General features: G+C 60.8%; 10 protein-coding genes. All 10 read left to right on the top strand.

Going from position 1 to position 15046, the window contains the following annotated elements; genetic code table 11:
* Positions 1-20 precede the first annotated feature (20 nt).
* The 10 genes from ACLH0H_RS13535 to ACLH0H_RS13490 all read left to right on the top strand — a co-directional run bounded on the left by ACLH0H_RS13535 (position 21) and on the right by ACLH0H_RS13490 (position 14972).
* Entirely contained in the window at positions 21-1451 is a 1431-nt protein-coding gene (locus tag ACLH0H_RS13535) for a sigma-54-dependent transcriptional regulator (RefSeq protein WP_076952853.1), read from the top strand.
* A 708-nt stretch (positions 1452-2159) separates the two neighbouring features.
* A complete protein-coding gene (locus tag ACLH0H_RS13530; protein WP_186694395.1) occupies positions 2160-3563 on the top strand; it encodes a polynucleotide adenylyltransferase PcnB in 1404 nt (467 codons plus the stop codon).
* Between the two features lie 2 nt (positions 3564-3565).
* Positions 3566-4051, top strand: coding sequence for a 2-amino-4-hydroxy-6-hydroxymethyldihydropteridine diphosphokinase (gene folK / locus ACLH0H_RS13525; RefSeq protein WP_411382322.1), 486 nt, complete (start codon positions 3566-3568; stop codon positions 4049-4051).
* 364 nt (positions 4052-4415) lie between these two features.
* Entirely contained in the window at positions 4416-5216 is an 801-nt protein-coding gene (gene panB / locus ACLH0H_RS13520) for a 3-methyl-2-oxobutanoate hydroxymethyltransferase (RefSeq protein WP_411382321.1), read from the top strand.
* A complete protein-coding gene (gene panC, locus ACLH0H_RS13515) occupies positions 5213-6064 on the top strand; it encodes a pantoate--beta-alanine ligase (protein ID WP_411382320.1) in 852 nt (283 codons plus the stop codon). Before panB ends, panC begins: the two co-directional genes overlap by 4 nt.
* Before the next feature lie 225 nt (positions 6065-6289).
* Positions 6290-7954 (top strand): glucose-6-phosphate isomerase, encoded by a 1665-nt coding sequence (pgi, locus tag ACLH0H_RS13510; RefSeq protein ID WP_076952848.1) that lies wholly within the window; start codon positions 6290-6292, stop codon positions 7952-7954.
* 105 nt (positions 7955-8059) lie between these two features.
* Complete coding sequence (acs, locus tag ACLH0H_RS13505; protein WP_411382319.1) at positions 8060-9997, top strand: acetate--CoA ligase; 1938 nt, start codon at positions 8060-8062, stop codon at positions 9995-9997.
* Between the two features lie 16 nt (positions 9998-10013).
* On the top strand, positions 10014-10883 hold the full coding sequence (locus tag ACLH0H_RS13500) for an oxygenase MpaB family protein (protein ID WP_411382318.1): 870 nt from the start codon (positions 10014-10016) through the stop codon (positions 10881-10883).
* Between the two features lie 66 nt (positions 10884-10949).
* Positions 10950-11966, top strand: coding sequence for a class I SAM-dependent rRNA methyltransferase (locus ACLH0H_RS13495; protein ID WP_411382317.1), 1017 nt, complete (start codon positions 10950-10952; stop codon positions 11964-11966).
* 87 nt (positions 11967-12053) lie between these two features.
* A complete protein-coding gene (locus ACLH0H_RS13490) occupies positions 12054-14972 on the top strand; it encodes a DUF748 domain-containing protein (protein WP_411382316.1) in 2919 nt (972 codons plus the stop codon).
* Positions 14973-15046 lie beyond the last annotated feature (74 nt).

The raw sequence follows: 15046 nt of genomic DNA, 5'->3' as shown, positions 1-15046 counted from the left end.
CCGTCGAGAGAATTGAATCAATGCCGCACATTTTGATCGTCGAAGACGAAACCATCATCCGCTCTGCCTTGCGTCGCCTGCTTGAACGAAATCAGTACCAGGTCAGCGAAGCCGGCTCGGTGCAGGAAGCCCAGGAGCGTTTCAGCATTCCCACGTTCGACCTGATTGTCAGCGACCTGCGCCTGCCTGGCGCGCCTGGCACCGAGTTGATAAAGCTTGGCCAGGGCACCCCGGTGCTGATCATGACCAGCTACGCCAGCCTGCGCTCGGCGGTGGATTCCATGAAGATGGGCGCGGTGGACTACATAGCCAAGCCTTTCGACCATGACGAAATGCTTCAAGCCGTGGCCCGCATCCTGCGTGACCGCCAGTCGGCCAGCAGTGCGCCGGCCGAACCGCGCCCGGCAGGCAAAACCGCCGACAAGCCCAGCGTCGACAACAGCAACGGCGAGATCGGCATCATCGGTTCCTGCCCACCGATGCAGGACCTGTACAGCAAAATCCGCAAAGTCGCTCCGACCGACTCCAATGTATTGATCCAGGGCGAATCAGGCACCGGTAAAGAACTGGTGGCGCGCGCCCTGCACAACCTGTCCAAGCGTGCCAAGGCGCCGATGATCTCGGTGAACTGTGCGGCGATTCCCGAATCCCTGATCGAATCCGAATTGTTCGGTCACGAAAAAGGCGCGTTCACCGGCGCCAGCGCCGGGCGTGCGGGCCTGGTGGAGGCGGCGGACGGTGGCACCTTGTTCCTTGATGAAATCGGCGAACTGCCCCTGGAAGCCCAGGCGCGGTTGCTGCGCGTGCTGCAGGAAGGCGAGATCCGCCGCGTAGGCTCGGTGCAATCGCAAAAGGTCGATGTACGCCTGATCGCCGCTACCCACCGCGACCTGAAGAGCCTGGCCAAGATCGGCCAGTTCCGTGAAGACTTGTACTATCGCCTGCACGTGATCGCCCTCAAGTTACCGCCCCTGCGTGAACGTGGCGCCGACGTCAATGAGATCGCCCAGGCGTTCCTGCTGCGCCAGAGCGCGCGCATCAACCGCACCGACCTGAAGTTCGCCGCGGACGCCGAGCAGGCGATTCGGCATTACTCGTGGCCGGGCAACGTGCGCGAGCTGGAGAATGCCGTCGAGCGTGCGGTAATCCTCTCGGAAAGCCCGGAGATTTCCGCCGAGCTGCTGGGCATCGATATCGAACTGAGCGACCTGGACGACGACGATTTCGTCGGTCTGGCCCCCCAGCAGGGCGGCGGTAGCAATACCAGCCATGAGCCGACGGAGGACCTGTCACTGGAAGATTATTTCCAGCACTTTGTCCTTGAGCATCAGGACCATATGACCGAGACCGAGTTGGCGCGCAAACTGGGCGTAAGCCGTAAATGCCTGTGGGAACGCCGCCAGCGCCTGGGCATTCCACGCCGCAAGACGGGTGTAGCCAGCGAGAGCTGAGGGTGCGCCCCTACAGGTAACACCCACAGATGTGAAAAAACTGTTACCGCGGATATTTCGCGTAACAAAAGCCGGGGCTTACGGTAACGAAGCCCCGGTTTTTTTTGGCCCGTCAAAAACCCGAAACCGCCTCAACCCCCCGGTTTTACTGGCCGACGCAAAAGTTGGCACGCACCCTGCTATATGCTTAGTACAAAAACAATAACAAGCTCAGTACAAGACAATAAAAATAAGACGAATCGACTCACGCATAACAAAAACAACACGGCGGAGGCGCAGCTAACTGATTCTTTTGGAGAGGCGTTGCATTTGGGGCTTGCCCCGCAACCAGGCCGAGAACAACAAAAACTGCCCTAAGGCAGAGCCTGAACTGGTTGGATCGTAGATCAGCAACACAGCGACCAAAGCAATCCGTTTGCTCTTGGCTCCCGATTGGGAGTGTCATGAAGGTGAAGCTTCATGGCGAGGGCGATCAACAAAAACAAGAAGCCCGCAACCCATAATAAAAATAGAGCACGCAACTACTTCTGGGGGAGCTTCGGCTCCCCTTGTAGTTTCCGCTGTTCCGCGCCGTTTTGATGCTCAAACGCTTTTGACGCAAGGCTCGCAGCTTGTTCCTACACCATCCCCCGACTAAATGCTAGAATCCCGGCCCATCATGCGGTCATTCTTCGTTATGGCCGAACATTCCTTCAAACAGTGCATCCCATGCTGAAGAAGTTGTTCCAGTCATTCCGTTCTCCCTTGCGTCGTACGCAACACATTCGCAGCACGCCTGAAGTGCTTAACAGCAATCAGCATTCATTGCAGCGCGCTCAATTCAGTCGCTATGCGGTGAACATCGTCGAACGTTTGCAGAACGCCGGCTACCAGGCCTATCTGGTGGGCGGCTGCGTACGCGACATGTTGCTCAACATCACCCCCAAAGACTTCGACGTCGCCACCAGCGCCACGCCCGAGCAGATACGCGCCGAGTTTCGTAACGCGCGGATCATCGGTCGCCGTTTCAAGCTGGTGCATATCCACTTCGGTCGCGAAATCATCGAGGTCGCGACGTTCCGCGCAGGCCACCCGCAAAACGATGAAGAGGAAGACACCAATCAGTCTTCCCGCAACGAGAGCGGACGTATCCTGCGCGACAACGTCTACGGCACCTTGGAAGAAGACGCGCAACGCCGCGACTTCACCATTAATGCCCTGTACTACGACCCGGTCAGCGAGCGCATTCTCGATTACGCCAATGGCGTGCACGATATTCGCAACCATCTGATCCGCCTGATCGGTGATCCGGTCAAGCGTTACCAGGAAGACCCAGTGCGCATGCTGCGTGCGGTGCGTTTCGCCGCCAAGCTGAATTTCGGTATCGAGAAACACACCGCTGCGCCGATCCGTGAGCTGGCCCCAATGCTGCGGGAAATCCCCTCGGCGCGCCTGTTCGAAGAAGTGCTCAAGCTGTTCCTCTCGGGCTATGCCGCCGACACCTTCGAAATGCTCGTCGACCTGCAATTGTTCGACCCGCTGTTCCCGGCCAGTGCCGAGGCGCTGGAATACAACCCGACCTATACCCATACGTTGATCAGCGAAGCGCTGATCAACACGGACCTGCGCATCAAGCAGAACAAGCCGGTAACCCCGGCGTTCCTGTTTGCCGCCCTGTTGTGGCCGGCCTTGCCGAAACGCGTATTGCGCCTGCAAGACCGTGGCATGCCGCCGATCCCGGCTATGCAGGAAGCCGCGCATGAGCTGATCGCCGAGCAGTGCCAGCGCATTGCAATCCCTAAACGTTTCACCATGCCGATCCGCGAGATCTGGGACATGCAGGAGCGCCTGCCGCGCCGCAGCGGCAAGCGTGCCGACCTGTTGCTGGACAACCCGCGTTTCCGCGCCGGCTATGACTTCCTGCTGCTGCGTGAAAGCGCCGGCGAGCAAACTGACGGCCTCGGTGAATGGTGGACCGACTACCAGGACGCCAATGACAGCGAGCGCCGCGACATGATTCGCGACCTCGCCGGCAAAGGCGATGGCGTTGGCGAGGGGCCGAAGAAGCGCCGTCGCAGTGGCACCAAACGCAAACGCAGCGCCGCTGACGCGTCGGGCGCCGCAGGCGACTAAACGTGGAACATATCTACATCGGCATGGGCAGCAACCTGGCGGCCCCGGACAAGCAATTGCGCAGTGCTATCGAGGCACTGGCGCGATTGCCAGGCACTACAGTCACTGGCGTCTCCGCCTTCTATCAAAGTGATTCCCTGCTCCCGGGCCAGCCGCGCTACACCAACGCGGTTGCGGCCTTGGACAGCAGCCTTGCGCCTCTGGAGCTGCTGGATGCGCTGCAAGCCATCGAAAACGCTCAAGGCCGCGAACGCCTTGAGCGCTGGGGCCCACGCACCCTTGACCTGGATATTTTGCTGTTCGGGGATCGCCTGATCGATGAGCCGCGCCTGAAGGTGCCGCATTATCAGATGCACCTGCGGGCGTTTGTGCTGTACCCGTTGGCTGAACTGGCTCCGGCAACGCTGCAACTGCCCGATGGTCAAACACTCAGCAATTTGCTCGCCGCCTGCCCGTTTGTCGGCTTGGAACGCCTTCCCCAAGACTGACTCGGTCAATGTGGGAGCTGGCTTGCCTGCGATGCAAGCAACTCGGTCCTTCAGTGAGAACGAGGTGATGCTATCGCAGGCAAGCCAGCTCCCACATTTCGATCTCATGTAGTTCGAAACGACTGGCCAAGTGCTGAATCGCATCAGTAACAGCGGTAACACCGCCCTCGTAACAATGCGGTAACACATCCAATTGACTTCCCGTGTCCTCCTCACGACTATAGGCGTCCCGCTGCCGCCAACCCGGCGCTGAAGGGCGCAATCCAGGCCTTATAAGCACTGCTCTCAAGACAGTGCGCCTGTATAAACGAAGACTCACGCGCGTTACTCGCTGTTTCCATGCGCCTGAACGAGGACCCTTTTCATGCCAGACATTACCCTGACCACCTTGCAGAGCCTCAAGCTCAAAGGTGAAAAAATCACCATGCTGACCTGCTATGACGCCACCTTTGCCCACGCCAGTTGCCAGGCCGGGGTCGAAGTGTTGCTGGTGGGTGACTCCCTGGGCATGGTGCTTCAAGGGAATGACAGCACACTGCCCGTGACCACCGATGAACTTGCCTACCACACCGCCAGCGTCAAGCGCGGTAACGATGGCGCCTTCATCATCGCCGACATGCCGTTCATGGGTTACGCCACACTCGAACAGACGTTCCAGAATGCCGGCAAGCTGATGCAAGCCGGTGCGCATATGGTCAAAGTGGAAGGCGCCGTATGGCTGGCCGAATCGATCCGCCTGCTGGCGGAGCGCGGCGTGCCGGTGTGTGCGCATATGGGCCTGACGCCGCAGTCGGTCAATCTCCTCGGCGGCTATAAGGTACAAGGCCGCAATGAAGCCCAGGCGCGCCAGATGCGTGCCGACGCCATCGCCCTGGAACAAGCGGGCGCAGCGATGATCCTGCTCGAATGCGTACCCAGCGAACTGGCGGCCGAAATCACCCAGGCGGTGAAAGTGCCGGTGATCGGGATTGGCGCGGGTTCCGCTACCGATGGCCAAGTGCTGGTGCTGCACGACATGCTCGGCCTGTCGATCAGCGGCCGCGTGCCCAAATTCGTGAAGAATTTCATGGCCGGCCAAACCAGCATCCACGATGCATTGAGCGCCTACGTGGCTGAAGTCAAAAGCGTGACCTTTCCAGGCGCCGAACACGGATTCTGCGCATGAACACCGTTAAAACCCTACGTGAACTACGGGCTGCCGTGACCCATGCCCGCAGCGCCGGCAAGCGCATCGGCTTCGTACCCACCATGGGCAATCTTCACAGCGGCCACGCCACCTTGGTGACCAAGGCTGCCCAGCAGGCGGATTTCGTGGTCGCCAGCATCTTCGTCAACCCGCTGCAGTTCGGCGCCGGCGAAGACCTGGACAAATACCCCCGCACCTTGGCCGCCGACCAGGAAAAGCTGCTGCAAGCCGGCTGCAACCTGCTATTCGCGCCCACCGTCGAGGAAATGTACCCCGGCGGCACCGCCGGCCAGACCCGTGTCAGCGTGCCGCAGCTGTCTGAAGGCCTGTGCGGCGCCAGCCGTCCGGGGCACTTCGAAGGCGTGGCGACGGTGGTCAGCAAGCTGTTCAACATGGTCCAGCCGGACATGGCGGTGTTTGGCCAGAAGGACTACCAGCAACTGGCGGTGATTCGCGCCATGGTCCACGACCTGAACATGCCGATCCAGATCATCGGCGAGCCCACCGTGCGCGCCGACGATGGCCTTGCGCTGTCATCGCGCAACGGCTACCTCACCGACGAACAACGCGCCGTCGCGCCGGTGCTGTACCGCTGCCTCAGCCAGATTGGCGCGGCAATCAAAGCCGGTGAGCGTGACTTTGCCAGGCTGCGCGCCGAGCAGGTCGGGCAGATCGAAGCCGCCGGGCTGCGCCTGGATTACCTCGAAGTACGCCAGGGCGTACATCTGCGCCCGGCCACGGCCGAAGACCGCGATATCGTGATCCTGGTCGCGGCGTACCTGGGCGCCACCCGCCTCATCGACAACCTGCACCTGACCCTCGACTGACCCTCTCTCGTCGCGGTTCCCGTTGCTCTTCTCGTTGCGCCGGTATAAAAAAGTACCGGCCACAGCGCAGACAAAGCCAAGACATATCGACACGCTAGGTTTAATGTAATCGCCCTGCGCTATGGTTAGCGCTGTCCGGAACCCATTGCCTGATGAAAATTTGGACGTTCCGGACCCAGAAGTGTCCTAAAGGCAGTCCCCGTAATAAAAAGGAAACCCGCAGCGATGGCGTACTACCGCACTCCTCATGACGTTACCGCTCTGCCCGCCTGGCAAGCGCTCAATCAACATCGCCAAGCCATGCAGGATTTCAGCATGCGCGAAGCGTTCAATGCCGATCCGCAGCGTTTTTCACAGTTCACCTTGAGCAGCTGCGGACTTTTCCTCGATTACTCGAAAAACCTGATTACCGGCGAAACCCGTGACCTGCTGGTGGCGCTGGCCAAGGAAGTCGACCTCAAGGCGGCGATCGACGCGCTGTACAACGGCGAACCCGTCAACTCTTCAGAACACCGCCCAGCCCTGCACACTGCGCTGCGCCGCCCTGTGGGTGACAAGTTGTCGGTCAACGGCGTGAACATCATGCCGGACGTGCACAAGGTGCTGAACCAGATGACCGACCTGGTCGGGCGCATCCATGACGGCCTGTGGCGTGGCTACACCGAGAAGCCGATCACCGACGTAGTGAATATCGGTATCGGTGGATCGTTCCTCGGCCCGGAGCTGGTCTCCGAAGCGCTGCTGTCCTATGCCCACAAAGGCGTGCGCTGCCACTACCTGGCAAACATCGACGGCAGCGAGTTCCACGAACTGACGATGAAGCTGCGCGCCGAGACCACGCTGTTTATCGTCTCGTCGAAATCCTTCAACACCCTGGAAACTCTTAAGAACGCCCAAGCCGCCCGCGCCTGGTACTTGGCCCAGGGTGGCTCGGAAGCCGAGCTGTACCGGCACTTCATCGCCGTATCGAGCAATAACGCGGCAGCGGTCGCCTTCGGCATCCGCGAAGAGAACATCTTCCCGATGTGGGACTGGGTGGGCGGGCGTTACTCGCTGTGGTCGGCCATTGGCTTGCCAATCGCCCTGGCCATCGGCATGTCCAACTTCAAGGAACTGCTGTCCGGCGCCTACACAATGGACCAGCACTTCCAGAACGCGCCGTTCGAACAGAACATGCCGGTACTGCTGGGCCTGCTGGGCGTGTGGTACGGCAACTTCTGGGGTGCGCAGAGCCATGCGATCCTGCCGTACGACCACTACCTGCGTAACATCACCAAGCACTTGCAACAGTTGGACATGGAATCCAACGGCAAGAGCGTGCGCCAGGACGGTACGCCGGTGGGCACCGATACCGGCCCGGTGATTTGGGGCGGCGTGGGCTGCAACGGTCAGCATGCCTACCACCAGTTGCTGCACCAGGGGACCCAACTGATCCCGGCCGACTTCATCGTGCCGATCGTCAGCTTCAACCCGGTGTCCGACCACCATCAATGGCTGTATGCCAACTGCCTGTCCCAGAGCCAGGCATTGATGCTCGGCAAGACCCGCGGCGAAGCCGAAGCCGAGTTGCGCGACAAGGGCATCCCGGAAGAAGACGTGCAGAAACTCGCCCCGCACAAGGTGATCCCGGGCAACCGCCCAAGCAACACCCTCGTGGTCGAGCGCATCAGCCCGCGTCGCTTGGGCGCGCTGGTCGCCATGTATGAGCACAAAGTGTTCGTGCAGAGCGTGATCTGGGGTATCAACGCCTTCGACCAATGGGGCGTGGAACTCGGCAAAGAGCTGGGCAAGGGCGTCTACAACCGCCTGACCGGTGCCGAGGAAACTGTGGCTGACGATGCGTCGACCCAGGGCCTGATCAACTACTTCCGTGGTCGCCACCGCGGCTGATCCAGGTTTTGCAGGGCCAACGTCCGTTTGGAGGTTGGCCTTGAACCCTCCCCTTACAGGGTGCATCTTTATGACTTGTCGCAAAAACAAGAATAAGGATCGCTCATGTTCGATATCAGCACGTTTCCCACCGCCGATGCCGTCCGCCGGGCTGCGCAACTCAGTCAAGAGGACTATCAGCGCCTCTACCGCCAATCCATCGAACAGCCGGACACGTTCTGGGCTGAACAGGCCAAGGGCTTTCTCGACTGGATTACCCCCTGGCACAGCGTTCATCGCTCAGACATCCATACCGGCGCCGCCCAATGGTTTGCCGGCGGTCAGCTGAACGTCAGCTACAACTGCATCGACCGTCACCTGGCGCAACGCGCCGATCAACCGGCCTTCATCTGGGAAGGCGATGATCCGACAAAATCCTCCAACATCACCTACCGCCAACTGCACCAGAACGTCAGCCGCCTGGCCAATGTGCTGAAAAGCCGTGGCGTAAAGAAAGGCGATCGGGTGTGCATCTACATGCCGATGATTCCGGAAGCCGCCTACGCCATGCTGGCCTGCACACGCATTGGCGCGGTGCACTCGGTGGTATTTGGCGGATTCTCACCGGATGCCCTGCGTGACCGGATCCTCGACGCAGACTGCCGCACCGTCATCACCGCCGATCAGGGCGTGCGCGGCGGCAAGCCGGTGGCGCTGAAACAGAATGTCGACAAGGCGCTGGCCAGTTGCCCCGATGTCAGCACGGTGCTGGTGGTGGAGCGCACCGGTGCGACCGTCAATTGGACCGAAGGCCGCGATCTCAAGTATCAACAGGCCCTCGACGCCGCCAGCGACGATTGCCCACCCGAGCCGATGGACGCCGAAGACCCGCTGTTCATCCTCTACACCTCCGGCAGCACCGGCAAACCCAAAGGCGTGCTGCACAGCACCGGCGGCTACCTGCTGCAAGCGGCCATGACGTTCAAATACGTACTCGACTACCGCGACGGCGAAGTGTTCTGGTGCACCGCCGATGTGGGCTGGGTCACCGGCCATAGCTACATCGTCTACGGTCCGCTGGCCAACGGCGCGACCTCGCTGATGTTCGAAGGCGTGCCGAGCTACCCGGACAGCTCGCGCTTCTGGCAGGTGATCGACAAGCACAAGGTCAATATCTTCTACACCGCGCCCACGGCCTTGCGCGCGTTGATGCGTGAGGGTCATGGCCCACTGGAAAACACGTCCCGCGCCAGCCTGCGCTTGCTCGGCAGCGTGGGCGAGCCGATCAACCCGGAAGCCTGGGACTGGTACTTCAATGCAGTTGGCGAACAGCGCTGCCCGATCGTGGACACCTGGTGGCAGACCGAGACCGGCGGCATCATGCTCAGCCCATTGGTGAGCGCCCAGCGGATCAAGCCCGGCTGCGCAACCCAGCCGATGTTCGGCGTGCAGCCCGTATTGCTCGACGAGCAAGGCAAGGAAATCAGTGGCGCCGGCAGCGGCGTGCTGGCGATCAAGGCCAGCTGGCCGGGGCAAATCCGCAGCGTGTACGGCGATCCGCAGCGCATGGTCGACACCTATTTCAAACCCTACCCCGGTTATTACTTCACCGGTGACGGCGCGCGGCGCGATGAGGACGGCGATTACTGGATCACCGGGCGCATCGACGATGTGATCAACGTCTCCGGCCACCGCATCGGCACCGCCGAGGTGGAAAGTGCCCTGGTGCTGCACGACCAAGTGGCCGAAGCCGCCGTGGTGGGCTATCCCCATGACGTCAAAGGCCAGGGCATCTATGCCTTTGTCACCCCCATGAATGGCGTGGAACCCAGCGAAACATTAAAAAAACACTTGCTGGAATTGGTCAGCAAGGAAATCGGCAGCTTTGCCAAGCCGGAACTGATCCAATGGGCACCGGCCTTGCCGAAAACCCGTTCCGGCAAGATCATGCGCAGGATTTTGCGCAAGATCGCTTGCAACGAACTCGACAGCCTCGGCGATACTTCGACCCTGGCCGACCCCAGCGTTGTAGAGGGTCTGATCGACAAACGCCTGAACCGATAGGAACCCCTGAGTCGCCATGGAATTTATCCGCAGCCGTATCGAAACCCAGTTGCTGAGCCTGACCGGCCTGGCGCTGGGCCAGCTGGACCTGGAAAACCCCAAGGGCGACCCGGGCCTGTTCGGGCCGGACTCGGTGAGCTGGCAAGTCCATGGCGATTTCAGCAGCATGCTCATTGGCGGCATCAGTGCCTTGATGCTGCAAGCCTTGCACCCGTTGGCCCTGGCCGGCGTGTGGGACCATTCGAATTTTCGCCAGGACATGCTCGGGCGCTTGCGGCGTACCTCGCAGTTCATCTCGGGCACCACCTTTGGCTCGCGCAAAGACGCCGAATGGCTGATCGAAAAAGTCCGCACCATTCACCTGCAGGTGGTGGGGCATGCGCCTGACGGGCGGGCTTACGCGGCCAGCGATCCGGACCTGCTGACCTGGGTGCATGTGGCGGAAGTCAGCAACTTCCTGGCCGCGCACCTGCGCTACCGTAACCCGCACCTTTCGGGTCCGGACCAGGACCGCTACTACAGTGAAATTGCCTTGGTGGCGGAACGCCTGGGCGCGCTGAATGTTCCGCGTTCTCGCCAGGAAATATCGGATTACATGGCCCGCATCCGCCCGCAATTGCTGTGCGACGACCGCAGCCGCGAAGTGCTGCGTTTGCTGCTCGATGCGCCCGCCCCCAGCCTGCTGGCCAAACCCTTCGGCAGTTTGATGATGCAGGCCGGGATCGACCTGCTGCCGGATTGGGCCAGCGCCATGCTCCAGCAACACCAGAGCCCGCTGCAGCGCCAGATGGTCCGTGCCGGGGTCAAGCGCAGTGCGCCGATGCTGCGTTGGGCGATGCGCAACGGTTCGGTGCAACGCGCCCATCGGCGGATGGGGTTGATGTAGGCGACGGCGCATAGCTGTTAAACTCCGCGCCCTCATTGCCATCCATTACTTAGCCAGGCGCGCTCCATGTCTTCCCTGAATCAGGCGCTGCGCGCCGCCCTCGACCATCGCCAAGACCTGATCGGCGAATTGTACGCCCAGGGCACCGACTGCTACCGGCTGTTCCATGGCAGCCAGGAAGGCGCCGGCGGCCTGACCATCGACCGCTATGGCCCGCAATTACTGGTGCAGAGCTTCCACAATGCCCTGGAAAGCGCAGACCTGCTGGCCCTGCATCAGCAGGTCAACCAGCATTTGGGCCTGGAACTGCTGCTGGTGTACAACGACCGCTCCCATGGCAATTCGCGCATCGACCGTCAGGACACGGTATACCGCGCAGAACCCGCGGCGCTGGACGATCTGATTGGCCACGAATGGGGCCTCAATTACCGCGTGCGCGGGCGGCATGCGGGGCAAGACCCGCTGCTCTTCCTGGATCTGCGTAACACGCGGGGCTGGGTCAAGGCAAACAGCGCCGGCAAAAGCGTGCTGAACCTGTTCGCCTACACCTGCGGCGTGGGCCTGAGCGCCGCCGCCGGGGATGCCCGCGAGGTATGCAACATGGATTTTGCCGAGGGCAACCTGGCGGTCGGCCGCGAAAATGGCCTGCTGAACCCGCAGTTGCCGACCATGCAATTCGTGCAGTCCGACTACTTTCCGGCGATCCGCCAACTGGCCGGTCTGCCGATTACCCAGCGGCGCGGGCAAAAGCTGCCCAGTTATCCGCGCTTGGAGCAGCGCCAATACGACCTGGTGCTGCTCGACCCTCCGGCCTGGGCCAAGAGCGCGTTCGGCACCGTCGACCTGCTGCGCGACTACCAGAGCCTGCTCAAGCCGGCGCTGCTTGCCACCGCCGACAACGGCGTGCTGATTTGCTGCAACAACCTGGCGAAAGTCAGCATGGAGGATTGGCGTGAACAGGTGCTGCGCTGTGCGGAAAAAGCCGGGCGCCCGGTGCGTAACTGGGAAATCATGACGCCCGGCGCGGACTTTCCCTCGCAGGATCAACAGCCGCCATTGAAAACATTGATACTTCAGCTGTAAGAGGTTTCCCAAAGGCCCAGCGCTTCGGAACCGAAAAGCCGTGCCATACTCCAAGGCACTCCTGTTTGACATAGATGGCGCCGCCCCATGCCCAAAGGATTGATCCGCGCCGCTGGCGCGTTGTTGACTGCCCTTGCCCTGTACAGCTTGCTGGGCTTTTTGATTCTCCCCGGTATCGCGCTTCGCATTGCCAACCAGCAGTTGGCCAATTACGCCACGGCGCCGGCGCGAATCGAGCGGATCGAGCTCAACCCGTTCAGCCTGGAGGTGACAGCATGGGGGCTGAAAATCGGTGAGCCCGGCAAGGAACAGGTGGGTTTCGAGCGTCTCTACGCCAACCTGCAGATCGACAGCCTCTGGACCCGCGCCCTGCACTTGGCTGATGTGCAACTGGATAAGCCCAAGACCGAGCTGTTGTTCAACAAATCCGGCCAACTGAACCTGGCGCAGCTGTTCAAGCTGCCACCCAGCGAGCCAACCCGGAGCGATCCTGATGCCAATCCGTTTCCGTTGCGTATCGACAGCATCAAGTTGGCGGGCGGTTATGTGCACTTCGAGGACTTGCGACCCAGCGAGCCCATCGAATTCCTCTACGACACCCTCGACTTCGAACTGAAAAACCTCAGCACCCTGCCGGAAGACAATGCCGACATGACGCTGGTGGCAGCCGGGCCTGAAGGCGGGCAGATCGACTGGAAAGGCAACTTCAGCCTGGTGCCGATCACCTCCGAAGGCACCTTGAAGGTCACCGATGGCAAGATGAAAGCCTGGTGGCCCTATGTACGCGACGCGCTGCCCCTGGTGCTGGAAGATGGCGTGCTCAACTTCAGCACCGAATACAAGTTCAGCCTGGCCAAAGAGACCGAGCTGAAGCTGACCAACACCGCCGCCAGCATTGCGCCATTTGCCATGAAGGCACCGGACGGTCGTCCATTGGTGCGCCTGGAACGCCTGGATGTCAGCGAGACCACAGTGGACCTGGCCAGGCAGCAGGTGGTGGTCGGCAAGATCCGCAGCAACAAACTGGAAACCTGGGCGGCCCTTGAGGCCGATGGCCAACTGGATTGGCAGAAACTGTTCACCAGCCAACCCAACAAACCCGCCAAGGCGCCGGAGCCGACCACTGCGCCGGCCACTGCCGACTCGCCAAAAGCTGAACCCGCCGCACCAGGCAAGCCCTGGCAAGTGCTGCTCAAGGACGTGCAACTGCGTAACTATCAGGTGCACCTGGCAGACCGCCGGGCCAAGCCTGCGGTCGCGCTGGAACTGGGTCCGTTGAATGTCGATGTGCAGAACTTCGATAGCCTCAACCAGAGCCCGTTTACCTTGAAGGCCGACACGGGCCTGGGCAAGCAAGGCAAGCTCCAGGCGAGCGGCACGGTCAATCTCAACCCGGTCAGCGCCAAGCTGAACGTGAACACCCAGGACATCGACCTGAGGGTTGCCCAGTCCTATATCAGCCCCTTCATCCGTCTGGAACTGCGCAGCGGCATGCTCGGCAGCAATCTCGATGTTGACCTGAAGAGCACTGATCCCTTGAAGCTGCAGGTCACGGGGCGGGCGCAGGTCGACCAGTTGCATACGCTGGACACCCTCAAGACCCGCGACTTCGTCAAATGGCAGCGACTGGTGCTCGAAGGCGTTAATTACCAGCACGGCGACAGCCTGTCGATCGACAAGGTCAACCTGCTGCAGCCCTATGTGCGCTTCATGATCAATGATGACCGCACCACCAACGTCGATGACCTGTTGATTCCGCAACCGGCCGACAAAAGCGCCAAGCCCGCCAGCAAGGAAAAGCCTTTGGGTATTCGTATCGGGCAGATTGCGATCAACGACGGTTCGGCCAACTTTGCCGACTTCAGCCTTACACCAAACTTCGCCACCGCCATTCAACAGCTCAACGGGCAGATCGGCACGATTGACAGCCGCCAGGCCAAACCGGCCAGCGTTGATATCAAGGGCAAGGTCGACCGCTACGCGCCGGTTACTATCAAAGGCAGCGTGAACCCGTTTGATCCCATGGCGGCGCTGGACATCGCCACCAGTTTCAAACGTGTCGAACTGACCACCCTGACCCCCTATTCCGGCAAGTTCGCCGGGTTCCGTATCCGCAAGGGGCGTCTGAACCTCGACCTGCACTATGTGATTACCAAGGGCCAGTTGAAGGCCGAAAACAAAGTGGTGGTCGAGCAATTGCAACTGGGTGAGAAAGTCGACAGTGACGATGCGGTGGACCTTCCAATTCGCCTGGCGGTCGCGCTGCTCAAGGATACAAATGGCAAGATCACCATCGAATTGCCGGTGACAGGCGATCTGAACAACCCGCAATTCAGCGTGATGCCGATTGTTTGGCAGACCCTGCGTAATCTGGTGCTGCGCGCGGCAACGGCGCCCTTCAAGTTTATCGGCGGGCTGGTGACCGGCGGGGGTTCGGAAGACCTTGGCAATGTGTCGTTCGCTGCTGGATCCAGCGAGTTGAACAAGGACGCCGAGGGCGCCTTGAATACCCTGGCCAAAGCCTTGAGAGAACGCCCTGCGCTGCGCCTGGAAATCGAAGGCACCGCCGCCGCCAGCAGCGATGGCCCGCTCCTCGCCGAACAGCGACTGGAACGTGAATACCAATACAACTACTACAAGATCCTCCAACGCCGTGGCGACAAGGTGCCCGCCCAGGCGTCGCTGCTTGTCGTACCCGAAAAAGAAAAGGCACCCTTGCTGGAAGGCATCTACCGCACCCGCCTGAAACAACAACCACCGGCCGAGTGGAAGGACCTGAGCAGCGACGAACGCAGTGCGAGGCTTCGTGACGGCGTGATCAAGTTCTGGAGCGCCAGTGATGTGTTACTGCGCCAACTGGGCCAGGACCGCGCCAGCACCATCAAGGATTATCTGGTGGATAAAGGGCAGTTGGAGGATGACCGGGTGTACTTCATTGATGCGCAGTTGGGGCAGGCTGAAAAAGATGGGCGGGTGGTCACGCCGATGCATCTGGATGCCGAATAACTGTTGAGCGACCCATCAAAATGTGGGAGCTGGCTTGCCTGCGATGCAGACACCTCGGTCAATCAGATGAACTG

This window comes from Pseudomonas sp. MPB26 (assembly GCF_046605355.1).
Classification (GTDB): Bacteria; Pseudomonadota; Gammaproteobacteria; order Pseudomonadales; family Pseudomonadaceae; genus Aquipseudomonas; species Aquipseudomonas cedrina.
Note: the sequence above shows the minus strand (reverse complement) of the source record. Positions and strands in the feature narration are given on the sequence as shown.

What these genes read in the sequence shown, in the direction of transcription:
- ACLH0H_RS13535 (WP_076952853.1), top strand. Translation starts at nt 21, where the DNA reads ATGCCGCACATTTTGATCGTCGAAGACGAAACCATCATCCGCTCTGCC.
- ACLH0H_RS13530 (WP_186694395.1), top strand. Translation starts at nt 2,160, where the DNA reads ATGCTGAAGAAGTTGTTCCAGTCATTCCGTTCTCCCTTGCGTCGTACG.
- panB (WP_411382321.1), top strand. Translation starts at nt 4,416, where the DNA reads ATGCCAGACATTACCCTGACCACCTTGCAGAGCCTCAAGCTCAAAGGT.
- panC (WP_411382320.1), top strand. Translation starts at nt 5,213, where the DNA reads ATGAACACCGTTAAAACCCTACGTGAACTACGGGCTGCCGTGACCCAT.
- pgi (WP_076952848.1), top strand. Translation starts at nt 6,290, where the DNA reads ATGGCGTACTACCGCACTCCTCATGACGTTACCGCTCTGCCCGCCTGG.
- acs (WP_411382319.1), top strand. Translation starts at nt 8,060, where the DNA reads ATGTTCGATATCAGCACGTTTCCCACCGCCGATGCCGTCCGCCGGGCT.
- ACLH0H_RS13500 (WP_411382318.1), top strand. Translation starts at nt 10,014, where the DNA reads ATGGAATTTATCCGCAGCCGTATCGAAACCCAGTTGCTGAGCCTGACC.
- ACLH0H_RS13495 (WP_411382317.1), top strand. Translation starts at nt 10,950, where the DNA reads ATGTCTTCCCTGAATCAGGCGCTGCGCGCCGCCCTCGACCATCGCCAA.
- ACLH0H_RS13490 (WP_411382316.1), top strand. Translation starts at nt 12,054, where the DNA reads ATGCCCAAAGGATTGATCCGCGCCGCTGGCGCGTTGTTGACTGCCCTT.